Raw genomic sequence first — 23,141 nt, forward strand, 5'->3', positions numbered from 1 at the left:
GTTTTTACCTTTTGTAATCCAAGTACGGGTATGGCAGCGGTCTCACTCCTGGCGTCGTTTGCCGCCGGTGCCATGACCGTTCTCACGCCGTGTTGTCTCCCGGTGCTCCCGCCGCTCCTGTCGGGGAGCGTGGGTCACCGGCTGAAACCGCTCGCGATTGTCGGCGGGAGCGTCGTCTCCTTTACCCTCGTCGGCCTAGTCACCGGCTACCTGGGGACGCTCACCTCCGACTCGCTGCGGGCCCCCGCGTTCCTCGTCATCATCGCCTTCGGCGCGGTCATGGCCGACGACGACCTCCACGAGGCGTACGCGGCGACGGCGTCGAAGGTCTCGGGACGGGTCGACGGGCTCGGCATCCTCTCCAGTTCGGCCCACCCAATCGCCGCCGGGTTCGCGCTCGGGCTCGTCATCGGCATCCTCTGGCTCCCGTGTGTCGGCCCGGTCCTCGGCGCTGTGCTGGCGTACGCGGGCACGACGGGCGACATCTCACAGAGCGGCCTCCTGCTGTTTAGCTACGGCGTCGGGTTCGGGCTCCCGATGCTCGGTGTCGCCTACGGGAGCAAGGTCGCCGGCGGGCGGGTCAGGGAGGTACTCCCGGGTGCCGAGCAGACGGAATCGGTCCGCCGGCTCGCCGGGTACCTCCTGCTTGTCAGCGGCGTCGCGTTGTTGTTTCAACTGGACCGCGTGCTCCTCTCGACGCTTTGATTAGCCGGTCATCGCGGCGACGCGGAGCATCAGGAACAGCATCGTGACCTGCAGCGCCCCTTGGACGGTAAGCAGTGTCGCGGTCCGGACGCCGAGGGAGACGACCCGTTCCGGGTCGGGGTCCGCACTGCGGAGTTCGCGGTAGGTAAGTACGTCCGCCGGTAACACGCCGAGCAGTGCGATACCGGCGATAGCGACCGCAACGCCGAACACGGCGCGCACGAGCGTCGTCATCGGCCACACGATACCGTACGCGAGCGCCATCGTGACGCCGGCGGCCAGCGTCACGACCGTCAGCGTCGGCAGCAGGACCAGCGTCGTCGGTGCGAGCCGCGCCACTATCGGGTAGGCCGCCGCCGTATCACGTTCGCGCAACAGCGGTGCCAGGACGAACCCGTACGCGAGGACGAGCGCCGTCCACGCGGTCCCGACCCAGACGTGGATGGTCCGTACTGCCCCGATGGGACCGGTCAGGGCCGCGTACCCGAATCCGGCGGCGACACAGGCCGCCAGTCCGCCGCCGACGCCCAACGCCGCAGTCGGCCCGTGTCGGTCCGGCATCGGTCTGTAGTACGTCCGGCCGATAAAAAACGAGTCGGTCGACGCGTTCGGGGCCTCGACCCGCCAGCGTCCCGCCAACATCTGGCGGTCTGCCGGGATTGCACAACGCTCATAGGTTCGGTGGAAAAACATCCGGACAAGGCTCTCAAACCGTGCCTCGAAACCAGACGCGCCGGCGGACGCTCGCGTTGCTCGGCTCCGCGCTCTCGGTTCCGGTCGCCGGCTGCTCGGGCGGCCTGTTCGGCAGCGAGACGGACACCGCGCCCGACACCCCGACACCGACCCCCGAGCCGACAGTCCAGCGCGTACCGGCAGCGTACCGGCTCCGGCGCTGGCTCCCCCCGCTGTGGACGCTCCCGTACTCGAACCCCGCGCAGGTGGGCTACCAGACCGTGAACGTCTCCGACCTGCGGTTCGCTCGGCTCGACGCGTCGGCCGGGAACGAACTCATCGCCGACGCGGCCAGCGACGCCCGAACGGAAGACAGCGTCCCGCTGGCGATGACATACCGCACCGAGGCGCTCGAAGTCGTCGTCATCGCCCGCGGACCGACGGAGGCCCTGCTCGACTCGTTCGAAGCCCGGGGCATGACCGAGGGGTCGTCGGACGCCGGCTACCGGGTGTACTACCAGACCGACGAGGAGGGCGAGCGACGGCTCACCTACATCGGCGGCAACGAGTGGAGCGTCTACGTCCGGTTCAGCGGCGACCGGGACGAGGACCTCACCGCGGCGCTGCTTGAGGCCAGGACCGGCGAGGGCCAGTCGTGGGCGAGTGCCAGCCCCGAGACCCGGCCCCTGTTTTACGACGCGTACGTCGCCGCCGACGCCCAGGGTGTGCTGTTCCCGTCGCCGACCCCCGGCAGTTTCGAGGGCGTTGACGGCGACCTCCACGGGGCGCTGGCGAGTACGGTCTTTCTGGGCAGCGACGAGCAGTCCTACGACACCGCGCGGATGCAGGTCACGCTGGCGTTCGCCCCCAACGCGCCCGCCCGGCGCTCGGCCGTCGAGGCCGTCTATCGCGGGGCCGCGGAGTCCGCCGAGCGGGAGACGTTCCGCCTGTCGTACTGGCCGGTCTTCGACGACCCGACCGTCGAGCAGGTCGGCGAGAGTGCGATACGCGTCCGGCAGGACGTCGACACGGAGACGCTCCGGGACGCACAGGGCTCCGAGTGAGGGCGGGTAGTTCCCAGTAGCTGAGAACACGCCAGTCCCGTTTTTCTTGGGGAGACTAACAGGGGGGTATGGAAGAGTTCGACCACGAGGTGGACGCCCCGCGGGGCGCAACGAGCCGCGAGTGGGAGGTGTTCGTCCGCGAGGACACGGCGGACCCGCTGGCCCACGTCGGAAGCGTCAGCGCACCGTCCGCCGACATCGCCAGGGAGCAGGCCGCGTCGCTGTTTGGCCGGACCGCCGTCACGCTGTGGCTGTGTCCCGCCGACGAGACCCGCCGCTACCAGACCGACGACGCGGCCCTCGGGTCGGGGGCGACGGGGGAAGATGCCACGATGAGCATCGACGAGATGGAGTCGGAGACACTCCGGGGTGAGAACCGATGATTTCGGTCTCGAAACTGCTCTGTGACCTCGATGCCGAGGGCGATGGCCTCCGGTACGACGCGGCCGACGAGTCGACCAAGCGCCAGATACGCGACCGGAAACAGCGCCGCCCCGTCGTCGTCTGGAACGTTACGAAGCAGTGTAATCTCTACTGCGACCACTGCTACGCCGCCGCCGACACCGACATCGCCGACGGCGAGCTCTCGACGGCCGAGGGGAAGGCGCTGCTGGAGGACCTGGCCGACTACGGCGCGCCGGTGGTGCTGTTTTCCGGCGGCGAACCGCTCGTCCGCAATGACCTCGAAGAACTGGTCGCCTACGCGAACGAGGTCGGTGTCCGCCCGGTGCTCTCGACCAACGGGACGCTCATCACAGAGGAGCGCGCCGAGTCGCTCAAGAATGCTGGGCTGAAATACGCCGGCGTCTCCGTCGACGGCCTCCCGGAGCGAAACGACGACTTCCGCGGGGTCGACGGCGCGTTCGAGGGCGCGGTCCAGGGCATCGAGAACTGCCTCGACGCGGGCCTGAAGACCGGCCTCCGGTACACCATCACCGAGCGCAACGCCGCCGACCTGGAGGGCGTCGTGGACCTGCTGACCGACGTGGGGGTCGACCGCTTCTGTTTCTACCATCTGGACTACGGCGGGCGCGGGACTGAAATCGTTGACGCTGACCTCACACCTGAGGACCGCCGGCAGGCGGTCAAGCGGGTCTGTGACATGACTCGGAAGTACCACGACCGCGGCGAGGAAATCGAGACACTACTGGTCGGGAACTACGCCGACGCGGCCTACCTCGTCGAGTACGCCCGCGAGCACATGAGCGACGCGCAGGCCAAGCGAGTGTACGAGTACCTGCGGGTCAACGGCGGAGACCCGACCGGCGAACGCGTTGCCGACGTGGACTATCAGGGCAACGTCCACCTCACACAGTTCTGGCAGGGGTACTCGCTGGGGAACGTCCGCGACCGCTCGTTCGGCGACATCTGGGAGGACGAGTCGAATCCGCTGCTTCGGGCGCTCCGGAACCGCGAGGACCACCTCAGCGGGAAGTGTGCCGACTGCCGCTACGCTGGGGTCTGCCGCGGCGCGTCGCGCCTGCGTGCGCTCACCGTCGAGGACGACCTGTTCGCCCCGGACCCGCAGTGCTATCTGGAGGACGCCGAGGTTCACGGGCCGCTGCCGTTCGACACCGGCGGGAACTCGGTCGCTGGCGGGAGTTCGGCAGACTGACCCGCTCGTGTTTAGTCGAGAAACTGCAAGTACTACTGACCAGCCCCGCGTTCAGTCCCGCCCCGTCGGCTGACCGAGCGGCTACGCCGGAACGGGAGGGGTGTCGGCAGCGCTACACGCCCGCTGCTCGGGCGACCTGCGGTCTCCCGGTGGCCGGGGTTTCTGGCTCTCAGCACCACGCTTCGCAGTAACCGCTGCCACCGACCCGGACAGCCCTACTTTAATCCCCGCCAAACCAAGGGGGACGACTCATTCCTGCGTGCCGGTAACTATCACATGCGACCGTCGATTGACGGTCGTGTCGTCGGGAAACACACGCTCAGTCTCGTGGGACAGATGGGCGTTCCTTCGGGCATTCGGCCGCCATGGGCACGGCGGCCGGTTTGTTCTCTGTGAGCACTGGGGCGGACCGGGGCGTTTTTGCCCTGCCCCCCGCTATCGACACCTGTGCAGTCGGTTGAGCTACACGCGCATTCGTCGCTGTCGTACGACGGCCGGGACCCGGTCGAGCTCCTCTTAGAGCAAGCCAGCGGTGTCGGACTGGACGCGCTGGCTGTGACTGACCACGACGAAATCGACGCCAGCCTCCGGGCGGCCGAACTCGCCCCGGAGTACGGCCTCGTCGGGATTCCCGGCATGGAGGTCACGTGTGCCGCCGGACACGTCCTCGCGCTGGGGATACAAGAGGCGATTCCGCCCCACCTCCCCTTCGACGAGACGCTTGACCGCATCCGCGAGCAGGGCGGGCTCGCGGTCGTCCCGCATCCGTTTCAGGAGTCCCGCCACGGCGTCTTAGAACACATCTCGAAGGCCGAACTCGCGACGGCCGACGCCATCGAAGTGTACAACTCGCGGCTGCTGACCGGGCGGTCGAACCGGCAGGCTGAGCGGTTCGCGCGACGAAAAGGGCTGCCGATGACCGCTGGCAGTGACGCCCACATCGCGGAGATGGTCGGGCAGGCGGTCACTAACGTCGGCACGGACGAGCGAACGGTCGAGGCGATTCTGGACGCGATCCGCGAGGGTAAGACGACCGTCGAGGGGAAACGGACGCCGTGGCGCATCAGTTTCCGGCAGGCGGCTGGCGGGGCGAAGCGACGCGTCAAGAACGGCATCGCGGAGCTCCTACAGTGATGCAGGGAGCCGACGCGGCCGCCGTCGCCGACGCGCTCGACAGCGGCGACCCGCTCCCGGGGACCGGCGGGTTCGCGGGCGACGTGGACGGGACGCTCGTCCGGGACGTGCTCGGGCGTTACCCGCTGTTCGTGGAGCGAGACGTTGCCGAAGAGGGGCGACTCGGCCACGACCAGTGGGGTCACGACCCGGCGGCGCTGGAAGACCCGCGGTCGTTCCCCGCGGCCCACGTCCGCGACGGCGACGGGACCAGACGCCGCTTCACGCTGCCGTCGCCCGACCCGTTTCCGGACCGAGAGACGGCGGTCGAGGCGGTCCAAGCGGCCGTCGAGACCAGCGTCGACGCCGTCGACACCGACGGGCTGGCAATCGCCTTCTCCGGCGGCGTGGACTCGGCGTTGCTCGCGGCGCGGCTCGACGCGCCGCTGTACGTCGCCGGGTTCCCGGACAGCCACGACGTTGAGGCGGCGCGGTCGGCCGCGGACCTGCTGGGGACCGACGTGCGCGTCGCCGAACTCACCCACGACGCCATCGAGCGGGCCGTGCCCGAAATCGCCCGCGCGACGGGGCGGGTCAACGCCATGGACGTACAGATAGCGCTCCCGCTGTACCTTGCCGCCGAACAGGTCGCGGCGGATGGCTTCGACCGGCTGGCGCTCGGGCAGGGAGCCGACGAACTGTTCGGCGGCTACGCGAAGGTTGCAAAGGCCCCCGAGGACCCCCGGGTCGACGCTGACACGGTCAGGGGCGCACAGCGCGAGGTCGTCGCCACGCTCCCCGACCAGCTAGAGCGGGACGTGCTCGCGCTGCGGGCCGCGGGCGTCGAACCGGTGACGCCGCTGTTGCACGACCGCGTCGTCGGGGCTGCTCTGCGACTGGACGGCGACCTGCTGGTCGACGGTGAGACGCGGAAAGTCGCGCTCCGGGCGGCCGCCCGGGAGTCGCTCCCGGACGAGATTGCGGACCGGGACAAGAAGGCCGCCCAGTACGGCTCCCTGGCGGCCCGCGAACTCGACCGCCTCGCCCGGCAGGCCGGCTACAAGCGCCGGATGGACAATCACGTCACGAAGTACATTGAAGCGCTCATCGAGTGAGCTGCGGCTACGGCTCGTGAACCGACTCGATTGCTCGCTGGCCGACCTCGACGACATCTGCCGGGAGTTCCCCGCTCCGGTCACGTAAGTCAGCCACGGAGAACCACTCCCAGTCCTCGGCCGGCTGTTCGCCCGGCCCCGGTGTGATGTCGCGGCTGTCCGCCCGGCCGTAGAAAATGAAGTCGATGTGCTGGTGGCCCACCTCGCCCTCGGCGGTGACGTTGATGTCTTCGAGCAGGAAGTGCTGTGGCTGAGGTATCGACTGGACCGTCTCGCTCTCGATATCCTGCTGGGGTGCGATGAGGTCGACATCAAGACCCAGTTCCTCGCGCGTTTCGCGGAGCGCGGCTTCGTGGGGCAGTTCGTCGCGGTCGATGTGGCCGCCGGCTGGCAGCCACATGTCGAGCTTGCTGTGTTCGTGCAACGCGACGCGGCCGTCGCTGACAACGTAGACGGTTGCGACAAAATGGCGGGTCGTCTCCATACCGACGGAACGGCACAGTCAGAGGTTTAGGTTACGATACCGGTCAGGGGTGGATGTTGTCTTCCGCTTCCAGCAGTTCGTGGTAGCGGTTGCGGATGGTAACCTCGGAGATGTTGGCGACTTCGCTGACCTGGCTCTGGGTCACCTTCTCGTTGGTGAGCAGCGAGGCGGCGTAGACGGCGGCGGCGGCGAGGCCGACCGGCGACTTCCCGGAGTGGACGCCCTCTTGCTTGGCGTTCTGGAGCAGCTGGCGGGCGCGCCGTTCGACCTCCTCGGAGAGGTCGAGGTCCGACGCGAACCGCGGGACGTAGCTTTCGGGGTCGGCGGGCTGGATTTCGAGGCTCAGCTCGCGGACGACGTAGCGGTAGGTGCGGGCGATTTCATCCTTCTCGACGCGGGAGACGCCGGCGATTTCGTCGAGCGACCGCGGTGTGCCGGCCTGTCGCGCGGCGGCGTACAGCGACGCTGTCGAGACGCCCTCGATGGAGCGGCCGGGGAGCAGGTCCTCGTCGAGGGCGCGCCGATAGATGACGCTCGCGGTCTCGCGGACGTTCTCGGGCAGGCCCAGCGCGGAGGCCATACGGTCGATTTCGCCAAGCGCCTGTTTGAGGTTGCGCTCTTTGGAGTCCCGTGTCCGGAACCGCTCGTTCCATGTGCGCAGGCGCTGCATCTTCTCACGCTGGCGTGAGGACAGGGAGTTGCCGTAGGCGTCCTTGTCTTGCCAGCCGATGTTGGTCGACAGGCCCTTGTCGTGCATCATATTCGTCGTCGGCGCACCGACGCGAGATTTCTCGTCTTTCTCCTTCGAATCGAACGCGCGCCATTCGGGACCGGGGTCGATCTCGTCCTCCTCGACCACCAGCCCACAGTCTTCGCACACCGTCTCACCGCGCTCGCTGTCGGAGAGTAGCGCACCGCTACACTCCGGACAGACGAGTGATTCCGACTCCTCTTCCTCCGTCTGCTCTGTCTCCGTTTCGCGCTCGTTCGAGTATCGGCGGATGCTGGTATCGGTCATTTGTTGGGGGTGGGACAACCGGGTATCGTACCCGAAAAACGTGTTGTATCCTATTGTTGTATCTACGGCGACTTAAAACTTTTGTCTGTTTCAGAAGTCCAATTTTCGGAACGGAAAACAAGAGTTGGCAAATCGTGTGTATTACCTCCCATAATTGTTAACTTATTTATATTTCTGCCCGGTGTTTCGAAACGCTTACCGCGTATCCAGCACTCCGGCCCGACATGAGCGACCCCGCCGTCGATCCCGAGGAGGTCCGGCACGTCGCCGACCTCGCCCGTGTCGACCTCGCAGACGACGAGATCGAGCGGTTCACCGAGCAGTTCGGTGACATCCTCGACGCGTTCGAAGCGCTCGACGATGTGCCCGAGACAGAACGGGAGGCAGACCTCTCGAACGTGATGCGCCCCGACGAGATACGTGAAAGTCTCTCACAGGAGGACGCACTCCAGAACGCCAGCGACACCGAGGAAGGACAGTTCAAAGGACCGAAGGTGTCGTAGATGACGGCGTACAACGGCTACGTCACCGACGAGACAATCGAGGGGGCCGAGGACGGCCCGCTGGCGGACACGACCGTCGCAGTCAAGGACAACATCTCAACCGAAGGCGTCCGGACGACCTGTGGCTCGGCGATGCTTTCCGACTACGTCCCGCCCTACGACGCGACGGTCGTCCAGCGGCTGAAAGACGCCGGTGCGACCATCCCCGGCAAGACCAACATGGACGAGTTCGGGATGGGAACGACCACCGAAACGTCGGCGTTCGGCCCCGTCGAGAACCCCGTCGCCGAGGGCCGCGTCCCCGGCGGTTCCTCCGGTGGCTCGGCCGCCGTTGTCGCGGCCGGCGATGCTGACCTCGCGCTGGGGAGCGACACCGGCGGTTCCATCCGCTGTCCGGCCGCGTTCTGTGGCGTCGTCGGCATCAAACCGACCTACGGACTGGTCTCCCGGTACGGCCTCGTGGCCTACGCGAACAGCCTCGAACAGATAGGCCCCATCGCGCCGACCGTCGAGGACGCTGCAGAACTGCTGGACGTTATCGCCGGCCCGGACGAACACGATGCAACGACACAGGAAGCACCCGAGGCCGACGGTTCCTACGCGGCGGCTGCCGACGGTGACGTCGACGGACTCTCTATCGGTGTTCCGACAGAGCTGCTCGACGGGGCTGACCAAGAGGTTGTCGAGACGTTCTGGACGGCGTTGGACGACCTCGAAGCACAGGGCGCGAGCTACCACGAGGTTGACCTGCCCTCGGTCGAACACGCCGTCGAGGCCTACTACGTCATCGCCATGTCCGAGGCGTCCTCGAACCTCGCGCGGTTCGACGGCGTCCGCTACGGACAGTCGGGCGGCTACGACGGCAACTGGAACGATTCCTTCGCCAACGCCCGCGAGGAGGGCTTCGGCGAGGAGGTCAAGCGCCGGGTTCTCCTCGGAACGTACGCCCTTTCGGCGGGCTACCACGACAAGTACTACAAGAAGGCACAGGACGCCCGGGCGTGGGTCAAACAGGACTTCGACGAGGCGCTGGATGACGCCGACGTGTTGGCGTCACCAACGATGCCCGTCCCGCCGATGAAACGCGGCGAAAGCCTTGACGACCCGCTCACGATGTACCTGGCCGACGCCAACACGACCCCAGTGAACCTGGCGAACCTCCCGGCTATCTCCGTGCCGGCCGGCGAGACCGACGATGGGCTCCCCGTGGGCCTGCAACTGGTCGGACCGGCCTTCGGCGAACGCGAGATAATCCGCGCCGGCAGCGCGCTGGCGTAGGGACACGAGTGAGCGGAGCGAACGAGTGATTTTTCGCCCGCGTCGCGGTCGACGGGTTTGCGCCCCGTCACGCTTTTTGAACAGGCTGGTGAAATAAACACGAGAGTGCCCTCCACCCACAGTACACGCCGGCTACGGCTGGGTGCCCTCCTGCTCGGGCTGGTCGCCTTCGACGCCCTCGCCGTGGTCACGGCGTACGTCCTGGCACACGTCGCGTACGGCTTGCTCCCGGCGCTTGGCCTCCCGGTCGGCGCGTCAGTCTGGACCCGGGGGTTTCATCTGGTCCCGCTCGGACCCGTGGTGCTCGCCGGGACACCGCTCGTGTTGGCCCTCCAGTGCTGCTTTGGCTACCGGGTCACGCTACGGGAGGCCGCCGGCGGCCCGGACCTGCCCGAGGCACCCGAGCCAGAAACCACCAGAGAGCGCTTCACCGCGATCAAACGCAAGCGGACTGCGACACAGCTCCGCAAGCGGGTCGCACGGCTGGCCCAGACGGTGGATATGGCAACGCCCGAAGTGCGCGTCATCGACTCGGCGACGCCGAACAGCTACGCCGCGAGCCGACCCGGCGAGCGGACGCTGTTCGTGACGACGGCGCTCATCGACCAGCTTGCCGACGACGAGCTGGACGCCGTCCTCGCTCACGAACTCGCGCATCTGAAAAACGGCGACTCGTTCGTGATGACAGCGGCGGCGTTCCTGCCGATTGTGAGCGCACGCGCCACCCGGAGGCTTCGGACCACGCTCGAAACGTCGGTGTTCACTCACCGGTTCCTCGACGGAGAAATAAGCAGAAACGCCGTCGGCGCTGCCTATTTTCACCTCCCGCTGGTCGCGTTCGCGCTCGCCGCAGTACCGTTTACCGCGGCGCTGTATCTCGCCAGCACGGCCTGTTACCGGCTGTTGTCCAGAGTCCGGGAGTACGCGGCGGACGCAGGCGGCGTCGCCATCTGTGGCTCCCCGGCGGCGCTCGCCAGTGCTCTGGAGACGCTGACAGCGGACCAGCGCCCGGCCACGGACATCCGAACTGCTGAGACCGGTGTGCGGGAACTGTGTGTGGTGCCGTACGCGATTGCAGACGGGACGCCCGACCCGCCGGAGGGACGGGCCGAACGGCTCGCCCACCGCTGGCGGAGCGTCTCCGAACGGCTGCTGCCCGGGTCGCATCCGGACGTCGAACGCCGCATCGCTGCGCTGGCAGAGCGACAGTCCGCCCGTGACCAGCACGAGCGCCGGTGACGAATGGGTACAGTTTACTCGCCGGCGGCCCGAAAGAGCGTATGAGCGACGACGCCGAAGGGCGACTCAGCTGGCTCCACTGGCCGACAGTCCTGAAGGGGCTGGCACTGGGAATCGGGGCTGGCCTGATACTGGCCGTCTCACTGGGGGATTTCTACCTCGGGATACTGCTCGGGACACTCAACGGGCTCGCGTTCGGTATCGGTTGGTCACACTCGCGGGCCTGAGCTGCGGAGTCCGGCGCTGTTCGGATGACGGTTACAGCACGCTAGCGTACACGTCGGCCAGTTTGTCGATGGCGTGCTCGACGCTGATTACGTCCCGCCGGGCAAGACAGCGCTCTCGAAGCTGTATCTGGTCATCGAGGACGCGCTCGATAGCCCGGCGGAAACCGTCGATGTCGCCTTCGTCGTATGAGTAGCCGGTTTCACCGTCTTCGATGGTGTCGCTGAGTGCGCCGGCGTCGACGCCCGCGACGGGCGTCCCACAGCAGTTGGCCTCCAGCGCGACCAGCCCCTGCGTTTCGACGGGGCTGGGGAACGCGAACACGTCAAGTGTCGAGTACAGCTCGGGAAGCTCCGCCCGGTCCAGAAAGCCGAGAAACCGCACGTCGACATCGCTGTGTTCGGCCGTCGCTTCGAGGGTTTCACGGGCCGGGCCGTCGCCGCCGAGCACGACAGTCACGTCCAGCCCCTCGCAGGCGGTGATGATGTCAGCTAGACACTTCTCGTAGCCGTGGCGGCCGGTGTAGCCGACGATGGGGCCGTCGGGGAGGTCGTAGCGGTCCCGGAAGTCGGCCGTGTCGACCGGTTCGAACACGGTCGTGTCGACGCCGTTCGGGACGACGGACACCGTTGTATCGAGGCCAATAGACTCCCGGAGATGGGTCGCTGCGCGCTCGCTTGGCGCGATAACGGTGTCGGCACGGCCAAGGAACCAGCGTTCGTAGCTCTCGGCGCTGGAGCGGACCGCTGACTCGACAGCGCCGTTGAAGGAGACGTACTCGGCGTACTCGCTCGTGGGCGTGTGATACGACGCGACGAACGGGATGTCAAGCTTCCCCGCGAGTCGCTGGCCAGCCATCCCGAGGCTGAACGGCGTGTGGGCGTGGACCAGTTCGGCGTCCCGGACGCCGTTCGGTATCTGTGGCATCCCGAGGCGAAAGCCCTCGTAGAACGGGAACGGGAGGCTCCGGACCGGGTACTCGTTGTCGGCGGGGTCGTGGTCGCTTTTCGGATAGACCACGCCCATGCGACCGCCGCGGTCGCGCCAGCGGTCCCGCCACGTCTGCACCGTGTAGGTCACCCCATTGACGGTCGGGAGATACGTGTCGGTAAACGTCGCGACGTGCGGCAGTGCCATCGCCGCGGCGTAGCAGGACCAGGGCTTAAACCGTTGCCATTGGCAAGCCACTAATCAGGTGATTGTCACCTGCCACCAAGCGCCAGAGCGCTTTTCCGGGACCGTGGTGGAGTGTGGGTAATGGACCGGGACGGCTGGCTGTACGCTTGGGCGCTCGCATCGGTGGCACTGGGCGCGGGTTCGCTGCTCGTGCCGCTGTATTTTGTCGCCATCGGCGGCGAGACGTTCATGCTGGGCGTCCTCGCCGGGGTGGCCGCCGCGGCGGGCGCGCCCGGCGCGCTCGTCTTCGGGCGCGTCGCCGACAAAACGGGGAAGCGCCGTTCGCTCGTCCTGGTCGCGCTGGGACTGGCGGTCATCGCCCTGGTGCTCGTCTCGCTGACGGAGCGGCCGTGGCTAGTCATCGTCGGCAACGGCTTGCTGTGGTTCGCGGCGGGCGCGGTCGCGCCGGTGCTGACCCTGCTCGTCACCGTCGGAACCGTCGAGCGGGACTGGCCCGCGCGGTTCGCCGTCCTGAACCGCTACCAGGGCTGGGGGTGGGCCGGCGGCCTCGTCATCGGCCTCGTGTGGACGACGCTGCTCTCGGGACCGCTCGGTGAGGTTCCCGCCCAGCAGTCGCTGCTGTGGCTGTGTGCGGCCGCCGTTTCTCTGTCGATGGCGCTCGCGGCGAAGTGGCTACCGGCCGACCCCGACGAACTCGCCAGCCCACGAGCCAGCCGGCTCTCGCGGGCCATCGCCCGGTCGCGCCGGCTCCCGGTCAGGAGCGCGACGTTCCCGGTCGGCCCGGGCCGGCTGTACTGGCTCACGCGGTCGATACATCCACGGGACGTCGTGGCCCGGTTCACTCCGGCGCTGACGGTCTACTTCGGAGGCGTCGTCGCCTTCTTCGTCGGGTTCGGCGTGTTCTGGGGACCGTTGCCGCTGTATCTCTCGCGGACGCTCGGCTACAACTCCGGTCTGGTCTTTGCGCTGTATCTCGTCTCCAGCGTCGGGTCGGCGCTGTGGTACGACCGCGCCGGCAAACTCGCCGAGCGGTACGACCCGAGCGGGCTTCAGGTCGGCAGCCTGCTCGCCCGCGCGGCGCTTCACCCGGCCGTCGCCGTCGTGGGACTGCTCTTCTCGGCGGCGCTCGTCGGCACAGCGGTCACCGGCGTCGTGTTCGCCCTCATCGGCGTCGCCTGGGCTGTCATCGCCGTCACCGCGGCCAGCGTCGTCACCCAACTCGCGCCGGCGGCGATTCGCGGCGAGGCGCTCGGCATCTACACCGCCGTCTCTGGGCTGGCGAGCGGCGTCGGGTCGATACTCGGCGGCTGGCTTGGCGGCTACGGCTTTCTGCTCGCGTTCTCAGTCGCCGGTGCGCTGGTGTTTGTCGGCGCAACACTGGTCGCAGTCGTCTGGCGTCGCTCACCGTCGGTAGCTGTCGCAACGGACCCCCGCTCAGCATAACAATCCGCTGGGGCGGCGATCAGACCAGTTTTTCGTACGTCTCGATCAGCCGACGACCGACCCGGTCTAAGCTGTGTTCTCTGGCCGTCTCTTTAGCGTTCTCTCCGAGTCGGTCCCGCAGGTCCGGGTTCTCGGCGAGACGCTCCAGTGCCTCGCGGAACTCCGTTTTGTCAGAACAGATGAGACAGTCGTGGCCGTCCTCGTAGTACTCTCGGAACACCGGAATATCGGAAAGGACGACCGCCTTCCCGCAGGCCATCGCCTCCAGCACGGCGATACCCTGATTCTCTGCCTTCGTCGGGAACAGGTACACGTCGCCGGCCCCGAACGCGCCGCGGATGTCCTCGACCCAGCCGGTGAACGTGACGTTCTCTGGCGGGTCGTTCACCCACTGCGAGACGGTCTTCGAGGCCTGTGGCCCGGCGTCGTATGGGCCGAACCACGCGAAATCGTGCTCCGTTGCCTGTGCGAGTTCACAGAACGTCGTCAGCCCCTTGCGCTCGAAGACGTTGCCGACGGCGAAGACGACCATCCCGTCGAGGTCGTAGCGCCCGCGGTAGTCCTCGCGCAGATCCTCGTAGCCTGCCAGCGCGTCGATGTCGACGCCGTTTGTCATCGGCCGTATCGGCGCATCGACCGGGTACGACTCGAGGATGTCCTTCGTGTACTCGGAGGGACAGAGCACGAGGTCGGCCTGCGAGTAGAACCACCGGAGGTACCGACCCAGTGCCGGCGCGACCAGGTTCGACCCGCGGAAGCTATCCCGGAAATCCTCGCGGGTGACGTGGGCGTGCAGGACGAGCGGGATGTCTGCCTGCGCCGCGTGTTGTGCCACAGCGACGGACCCCGGTCCGATCATGTTGCAGTGAGCGATGTCAAACGCTCGGAACACCGGATCGTTGAAGGCGATATTGCCACCCAGTGCCCACGCCGGATGGCCCTCCTGCCAGGGCGTCGTCTCCACCTCGATGTCGGTTTCGGACAGCGCCGCCCGCTGGTGGTCCACGGCAGTTCCGATGCCCGACCGGTCGAGGCGGTCGGCCAGTTCGAGATAGTTCAGGACGCGCACGTCTCGGGCAACTCCACCGGGGCCGAAAATCCTATCGACTTTCCCTGTGAGGGGCTGTAATAGATCGCAGTTGCCAGCTCGTTCGGAAGGCATTTTCTTGCCGCCGACCCAGTACCGCCAATGACGGACGAGGCGACCATCGCCCGCGAGCGGATCGAGCGCCTCCAGTCGCTCGCTCGCGAGGCCGTCCAGGCTGGCAACGAAGACCGTGCTCGGTCGTACGTCCGGCGCGCGCGACGCGTCGCGGAGCGTCACCGTCTGCGGCTGCCGCGGTCGTTCGAGCGGTCGACATGTGACGCCTGCGACACGTATCTCTTGCACGGCCACAACGCCCGCTCGCGAACCCAGTCCGGCCACGTCGTCATCACCTGCGACTGTGGGTCACAGTCCCGCTACCCGTACGACTGAGGATTCTCTACGACTATTGGTTTTAAGGGGCTGTCCGCGCTAAACCGTGTACATGAGTGACTCTTCTCGACAGTCTCGGATACACGACCTCGACGCGACACTCCGCGTCGGCAAACACGGCATCGAATCAGTAGCGGACGAACTCGACGACCAGCTGGAGAACACCGACCTGGTGAAAGTCAAGTTCCTCCGCTCGTCCCGCGGGGGCACGACGACCGAGGAACTCGCCGACGACCTTGCTGAGCTGGTCAACGCCACCGTGATTCAGGTTCGGGGACACACTGCTGTGTTTGAGAAATGATGCAGGTCCAGCCACTCGCCGACCTACTCAACGGGCTCGGTGTGCCAGCGGCCGGCTCTATCGCTTCGGCAGTGGTCTTCGTCGTTGTCTTCGCCCTCGTCTACGTTCTGGGGAAGGCAATCGTCCTGCCTATCGTCGACCGCTCGCTCAAGTCCCGCGACCTCGATACGCACGCTCGGCGGCCGCTGAAGAAGGTCGTCAGCATCGGTATCGTGTTCGTCGCCATCTCCGTCGCCTTCGGGATGGCCGAGTACGGGAACTTCCTGCAGTCGCTGGCGACCATCGCCGCGGCAGCGACGCTGGCCATCGGCTTCGCGATGCAGGATGTCATCAAGAACTTCGTTGCCGGCGTGTTCATCTACACCGACAAGCCGTTCCGCATCGGTGACTGGATCGAGTGGGACGGTAACTCAGGCGTCGTTGAGGACATTAGCCTCCGTGTGACTCGCGTCCGGACCTTCGACAACGAACTGCTTACCGTGCCGAACTCGAACCTGACCGACGGCGTCATCAAAAACCCCGTCGCAAAGGACCAGCTCCGATTGAAGTTCGTGTTCGGCATCGACTACGACGACGACATCGACGAAGCGACTGAAATCATTCTCGACGAGGCCAGGGCACACCCGGGGATTATGGACGACCCCGAGCCCTCCGTTCGCCTCGTTGAACTCGGTGATTCCTCTGTCGGACTCCAGTCCCGTATCTGGATCGAAAACCCCAGTCGGTCCGACTTCGTCAAGACCCGCGCCGAGTACGTCAAGTCAGTCAAGCAGCGGTTCGATGCCGAGGACATCAATATGCCGTATCCGAACCGGACCATCGGCGGCGGGCTGGAGATGACCGGACTCGACAGCGTCGTGGAACCGGCCGACGACTGAGGGCAGGGCGGCGGCTTTTTTGTGGGCGACCGCGGCACGTGACTGCTGTCCCAGCAGCTGGTGGTCGGCTCGATACTGTAATTTTCGCCTGCGTGAACGGGCTGACCAGAGGCAACGCTCTCGGCTGTGCGGGTGGGGCACAGGTAGTGATGTGAGGGAAACGCTCATATTGTGTGTGAGAGACATACGTGCTATGAACGAATCGGACAGGCAATGGGATGACGTCTGATGGCGCGTTCCAGTTTCCGACCCGATGCGACCGACGCGCTGTGTACCTGGCAGCGTGACCGACTCGACGAGCACGAGAGTCGGTTCGACGCGGCGACGCAAATCACGTCCCGGCTCGGTGCACACTGGCGAGACAGCCACGCGGAGTTCGGGTTCTGGACGCCGGAACTCGTCGGTGCGGTGCCGGCTGAATCTGTGGAACTCGAACTGTTGACGGCGACAGAGCCGGTCGACCTGGCCGCCGCTGAGCAGACCGTCGCCTTCGACAGACAGCTCGTGGAGACGCGCCGGGAAGGGGAGTTTACGTGGGCGGCGGTTGACGGACCACGGCCGGGGACTCGCGACCAGCTCGGGACGCTCTACCGCCTCAGCTACGAGCAGGACGGCAGCCGGGAGACCATCACGGATCCGTTTGCGGACTCACTGCCCTTCGGTGCCTACGGCCCGCCGGAGCTGTACGACATGGACCGCCTCGATGAGCGCCGAGACGACCGTGCGTACTTCCAAGCGCTCGCAGAGGACGGTGCCGCCCCGCACGCCCACGAGGACGACGGATTGCCCCGATTCGAGCCTGCGACGAGCATGCTCGAAGTCCACCCGGGGACCGCAACCGAGTCGGGCACGCTCGCTGGCCTCACCGATGTCTTCGACCGAATCGGTCAGAAACAGCGCGACGGCGAGGCGCTGACGCCGGCCCAACGCAACTTCACCGGGTACGACGCCGTCCAGCTAATGCCGCTCGCCCCCATCACACAGAACGAAGACGAACTGGGCTACTGGCTCCCCGAGGCCGAGAGCGAGGGGCAGCTCACGGCGACAGTCAGGCGCCCCGACATGATAAACTGGGGGTACGATATCGTCATCTCCGGGTTCGGAACGGTCAACCCGGCCATCTTAGAGAGCCGTCGGCCGGACGAACTCGTCGACCTCATCGCGACCTTGCACACGATGCCGGACCCGGTCAAGGTCGTCTTCGACATCGCGCTGGGCCACGCCGACAACGGCGCGCTCCCACTGCTCAACGACGAGTGGTTCGCCGGACCGGGGATGTACGGGCAGGAGCTTGATTACACCCAGCCGGTCGTCCGTGCGGGCCTGCTCGAACTCCAGCGGCGCAAGATGGACTTCGGGGCGGACGGGATCCGCGTCGACGGCGCACAGGACTTCACAAACTGGGACCCCGAGGCCGAGGAGGAGTACCACGACGACGAGTACCTCGCCGAGATGGACCGGGTGACACAGGAGGTGGCCGGTGTCGAGTACCGTCCGTGGATGATCTACGAGGACGGCCGCCCGTGGCCGCGCTCGGACTGGGAACTCGCGTCGACGTACCGGACGCTCATCGAGGAACACCCCCACGCCTACCAGTGGGGGCCGGTCACGTTCGCCCACAATACGCCGGCATTGCAGACGTTCTGGGCGACGAAGTGGTGGCGCGTCCGCGAGGTCGCGGACATGGGCGAGAACTGGATCTCCGGGGTCGCGAACCACGACACGATCCGCCGCGGGACACAGCTCGAACCGGACCCGCCGTTCAGCCAGCCACAAATAAACCGATATCTCGGCGACAGCCGGCAGGAGCAACTCGAACGGGCCTACAACAATCCCGCCACGACGATCCTGTTTCACGGCTTCATGCCCGGCTGTCCGATGGATTTCACGCACGCCAACATGCGAGCCCCGTGGGGCTTCGTCCGCGACACGGACGCCGTCTGGAACCTGAAAGTCCTCGCCGAGGAGAAGAATTTCCCCGAATGGCAGATACGGGACCGCGACTTCGAAGACGACCGGTTTTTCACCCGTCTCAAGGAGTGGGGATTCGAAAGCCGCGCGGAACTGAGCGCGTTCCTGACGTGTCTCAGCGACACGGTCAGCATGACCGACTACGACAAGGCGGAAATGGCAGCGCTACTTTCTGTGGTCGGGACACCCGTCGGCGACGACCTCTCCGTCGAGGACCTGGAACAACTGGGTCTCGACTGGATGCGGGACATCGCTCACTTCGCCACGCTCTCACACTGGACCGACACACAGGACGACGACCGAACCGCGTTCGACCTCGAAGTCAGACGGTTCCGCCACGAGCACGACTGGGTGACGACAGACCTTACGGGCGAAGATGTACTCGACTACGTCTATCCGACTGACGGGACAGTACTGTACTACGGCTACCGCACCGATTCGGAGACCGGCGAAGAACTCCTGTTCGTGGGGACCATGGAAGGCGTTGCCGAAACCGTCACTCCCAGTCATCTCGTCGATGTCGACGAAAACGGGTGGGATGTCGCGCTCGCCTCCCCAGGGCTGGCAGTCAAGGACCCGGGCGAACCGGTAACGCTCGCTGACAGCCAGGCCGTGCTCTTCAGTCGATCTACTGCGAACGGGCCGTTGTGACACTATCTCATAGGACGGCGTGTTCACTGCGACGTAGAGCGATAGTGTGGCGGCCCTGCTACATTGGCCATCTTTCGAGGCAGGAAGAGCTGTCTTATCGACTGCTTTGGCTAGCACCAGGTGTCTGACCGAGTTCCGTTCGGATGCGTGCGACGTACTCAACGAACCGGTGGGACGTTCGCTCTCGGGGACGGTCTATGTCGACGGTGACTGTCGACTGGACAGTGCCGGGGTCGTCGTCCAATACAACGACCCTGTCAGCTAGTTTCACGGCCTCGTCGATATCGTGAGTGACGAAGACGACCGTCTGGCGGGTTTCGGCCCAGATATCGAGCAGTTCGTCGTGGAGTCGGTCGCGTGTTCTGGCATCTACGCTGCCGAAAGGCTCGTCCAGCAACAGTATCTCCGGATCGACAGCGAGCGCACGGGCGATGCCGACGCGCTGTTTCATCCCACCCGAGAGCTCCTTGGGATACGCATCCTCAAACCCTGACAGACCGACGAGGTCGACCAGTTCCCGTATCCGCCCTTCACAATCGGGACAGTCACACGCGGGCCGGTCGAGACCAAAACGGATATTCCCCCGGACCGTCAGCCACGGGAATAGCGCGTACTCTTGAAAAACCATCCCGCGGTCAAGCCCCGGCTCCGTGACCCGGTCGTCGTCGACCAGAATCGAGCCGCTGTCGGTGTCCTCGAGGCCTGCTATCGTTCGCAACAACGTCGTCTTGCCACAGCCCGACGGACCGACGATACAGCAGAACTCGCCTTCCCGAACGGAGAGTGAGACACCCGAGAGTGCCTGTACGGAGTCGTAGGCCTTACTGACACCGTCGACGACGATTTTCCGACCCGCTTTGGCCGGGTCCGACGACCGTTCACTCAGCGCCATGCGAGAGCCCTCCGTTCGAATAGCCGGAAGCCAACGTCCATCGTAAGGAAGGCGAGACTGATGAGGAACATGTACGCGACGCTGGTCTCCATCGCGAGGTTGTTCGCGGCGTTGATGATCTCGTAGCCGACACCGGGCGCACCGAACAGTTCGGCTCCGACGACAATCATCCAGCAGCGTCCGATGCTGGTACGGAAGCCCGTCAGCAGCTGCGGGGCGGCACTCGGGAGCGCGACCAGCTTCAGCATCGACAGGTCCCGTTTGACTCCCAGCGTCGATGCGGCGTCGGTGAGTTCGCTCGAAACGCCCTCGACGCCGCCGTAGGCGGCATAGAAGTTAATCCAGAACGCGCCGACGAAGACGATGAAGGCCGCTCCCGTGTGATGGATACCGAACCAGACGATGGCGAAGACGACCCACGCCAGCGGCGGAATCGGCCGCAGCACCCGGACGAGTGGCCGAAGCCAATCGTCCAGCACGTCGTGCCAGCCCATCGCCAGTCCGAGGCTACTGCCACAGGCGGCACCCAGCAGTAGGCCCGGGATGTAATGAAACAGGGTCTGTGTGAGATGTGCAAGTCCCGTCGGCAAGACAAGTTCCAGTCCGACGAGCGGGGCGACGATTCGTGTCGAGGTTGCGAACAGCTGGACGAAGGCGCGTGCGGCGTCGACGGGTCCCGGAACCAGATACGACGGCTGCGTCGTCAGCGCTCCGACCCACCAGATAAGCAGGAAACTCGCCAGGCCCCCGAGGCCACGGAGATATCGCCGTGCTTCTCTCCCGACGCCTCCGTCCAGCAGCGTCTCGGGACCGGTGTCGGTGGGCGCGCTCATGACTCGATGGCGTCGTAGGGGCCGAAGGCGAACAGTTCCTCACTCGGAACCGGTTCGTCGATGTTTCCGACGCTCGCAACGAACTCGCCCATCGTCGCGGTCTGCTCGGTGACAGCATGCGGGTCCGAGATGAAATCGGACGCCTGTGACTCGAAGGCCGCCTGAGCGAGTTCCTCGCTTACACCCGAGCCGATGACCGACGCGGCGTGGCCCGCGGCCACGTCCGGTGCGCTCGCTGTGAACGCGGTCGCTACGGTGTGCTGTTCGACCAGTGACCGTGCGATATCGCTCGCGTCGATGACCTGCTGAGTCGCGTAGAGAACCGTCACTGGATGGTTCTCCAAGACAGTCCCCGACCATTCGAGTTCGCCGTAGCCGTCTTCACGGCCGATTATCGTCGCGAACGGCTCCTGAATGACGGTCGCATCGATATCGCCCGACTGAATTGTCTGGACCGCTTTCGCCGGTGGAACCTTCGACTTGTCGATGACGGTGTCAATTTCCCCGGCGTCGAGAGCCTCTTGAATCCAGTACCGGAGCACAATGTCGGGAACGCTCCCATCCGGTGGGACACCGAACCGGATTTTTCGTCCGTTCTCACGCTCGAAGCGGTCGAAAACAGCGTCGGCCTCTTGCTCGTACAGGTCGACGAGCTTGCTTGTCCCCATAATCTTGAACCCGTTTCGTGAATTCGCAGCGAGAACACCTGCGTGCGTGCCTCTGTCGGCGAGTACCATCGCCGGAGTGACGCCAAAGAACGCGACATCGACGTCCCCACTGGCAAACGCTGTGACGACACTGGGGCCCGAGCTAAAACGCTCGACAGTGACCTCTGCCGGGACAGCGTCGTAGTAGCCCTCCCGTTCCATTACGTAGTGTTGCATGTTGGGGTAGATCGGGACGTACCCTACAGTCACGGAATCAAGCGAGGCCGCACCCTGGCCGAGACAGCCGGTTACCGTCGTCGCGGCTGCACTAGCGCCAGCCGTCTGCAGTAGTCGTCGCCGCGTGATAGATACCATCTGTGTTATTAAATATACAGCCATTTATAATAATTCCTGTGATAATAAACTCTTGTGTTAGCAATAGTGTATCAGCACAGGCGCTCCTTCCGTGTTCTCTCAAGCCAGATAGTAGTGGGGCAGTGAACACAGTCACTTTACCACTGTTACGGGACGCTCCCGTCGGTGTTTGACGGCGAAGCTATCGTGGTCGCTGTACTGGCAGCTACGGTAGGTCACTGCAGCGCAACCCGACGACCAGGTCCGCTCTCTGGACTCTTTCAGACGCTCGCCACTTGCCCTTACAGTATCGGGTGTTTCGACCGGTACATCGACCTGATAGTGGTCGGCATCGAACGGTAGCGCTTCAGGTCCCGAGCGATTGGACGCGTGCAGACGGCTACGTGCGCCGTGGACTTGATTACCGTCACGCCGGCTCCGCCCTGCTGCAAATTCCACAGGCAACACTCTTCAGTCCGTACTGTCTGCTCGCAGCAAAATGCCACGGGCGCTGAGGGCGCTCGCTCGTCTGTCGAACGAATTCCCTTGTTGGGCGTGAGGCGTCCGAATTCGGAGGTTTGAATACATTCTATCTGTCAGACTCCACACCATATTTTCTACTCGTGCTGAATACAGTGCGCGTATACAGTAGAGGACGGATTCTGGTTATGAATGAACGATAATTCGTCCATTGGCATTTTGCTGAATGAACTGAAAGAAATGATAGATGGTTGGAAACGCTGCGTCCTCTGGTAGCGGATTAATCGTTGGACAAATATTACTCTCTCTGATGAGCCTATTTCTTCTTGTGTTTACATCTCTTTTGAGTTATTTTTCATATTCAGCACAAGCGAGAACCGGGATAAGAGAGTCCCTTGAACAACTGGATGATGTCGAAATCAACAATTCATATAAAATAAAGCCGATATTGCATCGGTTTAATTTCGGTCCGAGAAAGCCCAAATCTACTATTCTAGTAAAACTATACAAGACACAATATAATGAGGCAACTGCCAGTATTCCCGGAGTGGGATCAGACCATCTTAATGAGAAAGATATCGAAGAGATAGCTTCTAAGCTTAAAACAGAAGGTGAGTTTAGGGAACTTCTCAAGAACAGCTATGTAAATGATGACGGGGTATTTTTTGAATTAAGTACGCGAAATGCTGTTGAGATTAGACGATTTGCTAATAATGCGATGACACAAATCCGGGATGTTTGGTTACATTGATTCTTTGAGGACTACACCCTCTACTTTTGCACGGGACTTCTATGGGTTCTGTTGAACTGTCCTACGCCACCCTTCCGGCTAACCAACACTGGACCACTTCTACCACCGAGTGTTGGTTAGCAGACCCCCAACCCCGGAAGTCCGAGCAGGAATGAGAGATCAGTCATCGCGACGGCTTCTATGACGAACTCCTAGTTCTACGGCGTGTGTAGAGAGGTATTATGACAGTAGCAGAACGATTCATTGCCGTGACCGCCCGATTCGACGAGCCACCTGTCGACGAGACAGCCGACAC

24 protein-coding genes are annotated in these 23,141 nt (G+C 64.7%); 16 read left to right on the top strand and 8 right to left on the bottom strand.

The window, feature by feature from the left end; genetic code table 11:
* The first annotated feature begins 30 nt into the window (after positions 1 to 30).
* On the top strand, positions 31 to 705 hold the full coding sequence (locus tag D3D01_RS17260) for a cytochrome c biogenesis CcdA family protein (protein ID WP_121513101.1): 675 nt from the start codon (positions 31 to 33) through the stop codon (positions 703 to 705).
* Here the strand turns inward: D3D01_RS17260 and D3D01_RS17265 are convergent, their stop codons facing one another.
* Complete coding sequence (locus tag D3D01_RS17265; RefSeq protein WP_101351456.1) at positions 706 to 1,347, bottom strand: hypothetical protein; 642 nt, start codon at positions 1,345 to 1,347, stop codon at positions 706 to 708.
* Positions 1,348 to 1,418: 71 nt separating this feature from the next.
* On the opposite strand from D3D01_RS17265, the gene D3D01_RS17270 reads away from it, so the two are divergent.
* From D3D01_RS17270 to D3D01_RS17290, 5 genes are all read left to right on the top strand, one after another.
* Positions 1,419 to 2,441 carry a hypothetical protein gene (locus D3D01_RS17270; protein WP_121513102.1) on the top strand — a complete coding sequence of 341 codons (1,023 nt, stop codon included), beginning with the start codon at positions 1,419 to 1,421 and terminating at the stop codon, positions 2,439 to 2,441.
* 68 nt (positions 2,442 to 2,509) lie between these two features.
* Positions 2,510 to 2,824: an Htur_1727 family rSAM-partnered candidate RiPP gene (locus D3D01_RS17275; protein ID WP_101350410.1), complete on the top strand. Its 315-nt coding sequence runs from the start codon at positions 2,510 to 2,512 to the stop codon at positions 2,822 to 2,824.
* On the top strand, positions 2,821 to 4,056 hold the full coding sequence (locus D3D01_RS17280; protein WP_121513103.1) for a TIGR04347 family pseudo-SAM/SPASM protein: 1,236 nt from the start codon (positions 2,821 to 2,823) through the stop codon (positions 4,054 to 4,056). Before D3D01_RS17275 ends, D3D01_RS17280 begins: the two co-directional genes overlap by 4 nt.
* A 447-nt stretch (positions 4,057 to 4,503) precedes the next feature.
* Positions 4,504 to 5,190, top strand: a complete 687-nt coding sequence (locus D3D01_RS17285) for a PHP domain-containing protein (RefSeq protein ID WP_101350408.1) — start codon at positions 4,504 to 4,506, stop codon at positions 5,188 to 5,190.
* Positions 5,190 to 6,284: an asparagine synthase C-terminal domain-containing protein gene (locus tag D3D01_RS17290; RefSeq protein ID WP_121513104.1), complete on the top strand. Its 1,095-nt coding sequence runs from the start codon at positions 5,190 to 5,192 to the stop codon at positions 6,282 to 6,284. Before D3D01_RS17285 ends, D3D01_RS17290 begins: the two co-directional genes overlap by 1 nt.
* A 7-nt stretch (positions 6,285 to 6,291) precedes the next feature.
* On the opposite strand, the gene D3D01_RS17295 is transcribed toward D3D01_RS17290, so the two are convergent.
* The gene (locus tag D3D01_RS17295; RefSeq protein WP_101350406.1) at positions 6,292 to 6,768 is read right to left on the bottom strand and encodes an NUDIX hydrolase; all 477 of its coding nucleotides are present in this window, start codon (positions 6,766 to 6,768) and stop codon (positions 6,292 to 6,294) included.
* 43 nt (positions 6,769 to 6,811) lie between these two features.
* Entirely contained in the window at positions 6,812 to 7,786 is a 975-nt protein-coding gene (locus D3D01_RS17300; protein ID WP_004591831.1) for a transcription initiation factor IIB family protein, read from the bottom strand.
* 224 nt (positions 7,787 to 8,010) lie between these two features.
* On the opposite strand from D3D01_RS17300, the gene gatC reads away from it, so the two are divergent.
* The 4 genes from gatC (at position 8,011) to D3D01_RS17320 (ending at position 11,033) form a co-directional block, all read left to right on the top strand.
* Positions 8,011 to 8,289, top strand: a complete 279-nt coding sequence (gene gatC / locus D3D01_RS17305) for an Asp-tRNA(Asn)/Glu-tRNA(Gln) amidotransferase subunit GatC (RefSeq protein ID WP_101350405.1) — start codon at positions 8,011 to 8,013, stop codon at positions 8,287 to 8,289.
* The gene (gene gatA / locus D3D01_RS17310) at positions 8,290 to 9,567 is read left to right on the top strand and encodes an Asp-tRNA(Asn)/Glu-tRNA(Gln) amidotransferase subunit GatA (RefSeq protein ID WP_101350404.1); all 1,278 of its coding nucleotides are present in this window, start codon (positions 8,290 to 8,292) and stop codon (positions 9,565 to 9,567) included.
* Positions 9,568 to 9,672: 105 nt separating this feature from the next.
* Positions 9,673 to 10,806: a M48 family metallopeptidase gene (locus tag D3D01_RS17315; RefSeq protein ID WP_233563453.1), complete on the top strand. Its 1,134-nt coding sequence runs from the start codon at positions 9,673 to 9,675 to the stop codon at positions 10,804 to 10,806.
* A 41-nt stretch (positions 10,807 to 10,847) separates the two neighbouring features.
* Positions 10,848 to 11,033, top strand: a complete 186-nt coding sequence (locus tag D3D01_RS17320; RefSeq protein WP_004516202.1) for a hypothetical protein — start codon at positions 10,848 to 10,850, stop codon at positions 11,031 to 11,033.
* Between the two features lie 31 nt (positions 11,034 to 11,064).
* Here D3D01_RS17320 and D3D01_RS17325 read toward each other — a convergent pair whose 3' ends face one another.
* A complete protein-coding gene (locus tag D3D01_RS17325) occupies positions 11,065 to 12,168 on the bottom strand; it encodes a glycosyltransferase (RefSeq protein WP_121513105.1) in 1,104 nt (367 codons plus the stop codon).
* A gap of 69 nt (positions 12,169 to 12,237) precedes the next feature.
* Here D3D01_RS17325 and D3D01_RS17330 point away from each other — a divergent pair, with 69 nt between their 5' ends.
* Entirely contained in the window at positions 12,238 to 13,611 is a 1,374-nt protein-coding gene (locus tag D3D01_RS17330; protein WP_342764843.1) for an MFS transporter, read from the top strand.
* 19 nt (positions 13,612 to 13,630) lie between these two features.
* Here D3D01_RS17330 and D3D01_RS17335 read toward each other — a convergent pair whose 3' ends face one another.
* The gene (locus D3D01_RS17335; protein WP_121513107.1) at positions 13,631 to 14,680 is read right to left on the bottom strand and encodes a glycosyltransferase family 4 protein; all 1,050 of its coding nucleotides are present in this window, start codon (positions 14,678 to 14,680) and stop codon (positions 13,631 to 13,633) included.
* Positions 14,681 to 14,800: 120 nt separating this feature from the next.
* Between D3D01_RS17335 and D3D01_RS17340 the strand changes: the two genes are divergently transcribed.
* The 4 genes from D3D01_RS17340 to gghA all read left to right on the top strand — a co-directional run bounded on the left by D3D01_RS17340 (position 14,801) and on the right by gghA (position 18,889).
* Positions 14,801 to 15,088, top strand: coding sequence for a ribonuclease P protein component 4 (locus D3D01_RS17340; protein WP_101350400.1), 288 nt, complete (start codon positions 14,801 to 14,803; stop codon positions 15,086 to 15,088).
* 52 nt (positions 15,089 to 15,140) lie between these two features.
* Positions 15,141 to 15,389, top strand: coding sequence for a YhbY family RNA-binding protein (locus tag D3D01_RS17345; RefSeq protein WP_121513108.1), 249 nt, complete (start codon positions 15,141 to 15,143; stop codon positions 15,387 to 15,389).
* Positions 15,389 to 16,267: a mechanosensitive ion channel family protein gene (locus D3D01_RS17350; protein WP_101350398.1), complete on the top strand. Its 879-nt coding sequence runs from the start codon at positions 15,389 to 15,391 to the stop codon at positions 16,265 to 16,267. Before D3D01_RS17345 ends, D3D01_RS17350 begins: the two co-directional genes overlap by 1 nt.
* A gap of 228 nt (positions 16,268 to 16,495) precedes the next feature.
* On the top strand, positions 16,496 to 18,889 hold the full coding sequence (gene gghA / locus D3D01_RS17355) for a glucosylglycerol hydrolase (protein ID WP_121513109.1): 2,394 nt from the start codon (positions 16,496 to 16,498) through the stop codon (positions 18,887 to 18,889).
* A 94-nt stretch (positions 18,890 to 18,983) separates the two neighbouring features.
* Here gghA and D3D01_RS17360 read toward each other — a convergent pair whose 3' ends face one another.
* Genes D3D01_RS17360 through D3D01_RS17370 form a run of 3 tightly spaced genes read right to left on the bottom strand, consistent with a single transcriptional unit; the run spans position 18,984 to position 21,636 of the window.
* On the bottom strand, positions 18,984 to 19,781 hold the full coding sequence (locus tag D3D01_RS17360; protein ID WP_121513110.1) for an ABC transporter ATP-binding protein: 798 nt from the start codon (positions 19,779 to 19,781) through the stop codon (positions 18,984 to 18,986).
* Positions 19,772 to 20,614, bottom strand: coding sequence for an ABC transporter permease (locus D3D01_RS17365; RefSeq protein ID WP_121513111.1), 843 nt, complete (start codon positions 20,612 to 20,614; stop codon positions 19,772 to 19,774). The genes D3D01_RS17360 and D3D01_RS17365 overlap by 10 nt, the downstream gene beginning before the upstream one ends.
* The gene (locus tag D3D01_RS17370) at positions 20,611 to 21,636 is read right to left on the bottom strand and encodes an ABC transporter substrate-binding protein (protein WP_198560180.1); all 1,026 of its coding nucleotides are present in this window, start codon (positions 21,634 to 21,636) and stop codon (positions 20,611 to 20,613) included. The genes D3D01_RS17365 and D3D01_RS17370 overlap by 4 nt, the downstream gene beginning before the upstream one ends.
* Positions 21,637 to 22,342: 706 nt before the next feature.
* On the opposite strand from D3D01_RS17370, the gene D3D01_RS23500 reads away from it, so the two are divergent.
* Positions 22,343 to 22,846, top strand: a complete 504-nt coding sequence (locus D3D01_RS23500) for a hypothetical protein (RefSeq protein WP_147439944.1) — start codon at positions 22,343 to 22,345, stop codon at positions 22,844 to 22,846.
* Positions 22,847 to 23,141: the final 295 nt, after the last annotated feature.

It is taken from the genome of Haloarcula sp. Atlit-7R, assembly GCF_003666065.1.
Classification (GTDB): domain Archaea; phylum Halobacteriota; class Halobacteria; order Halobacteriales; family Haloarculaceae; genus Haloarcula; species Haloarcula taiwanensis.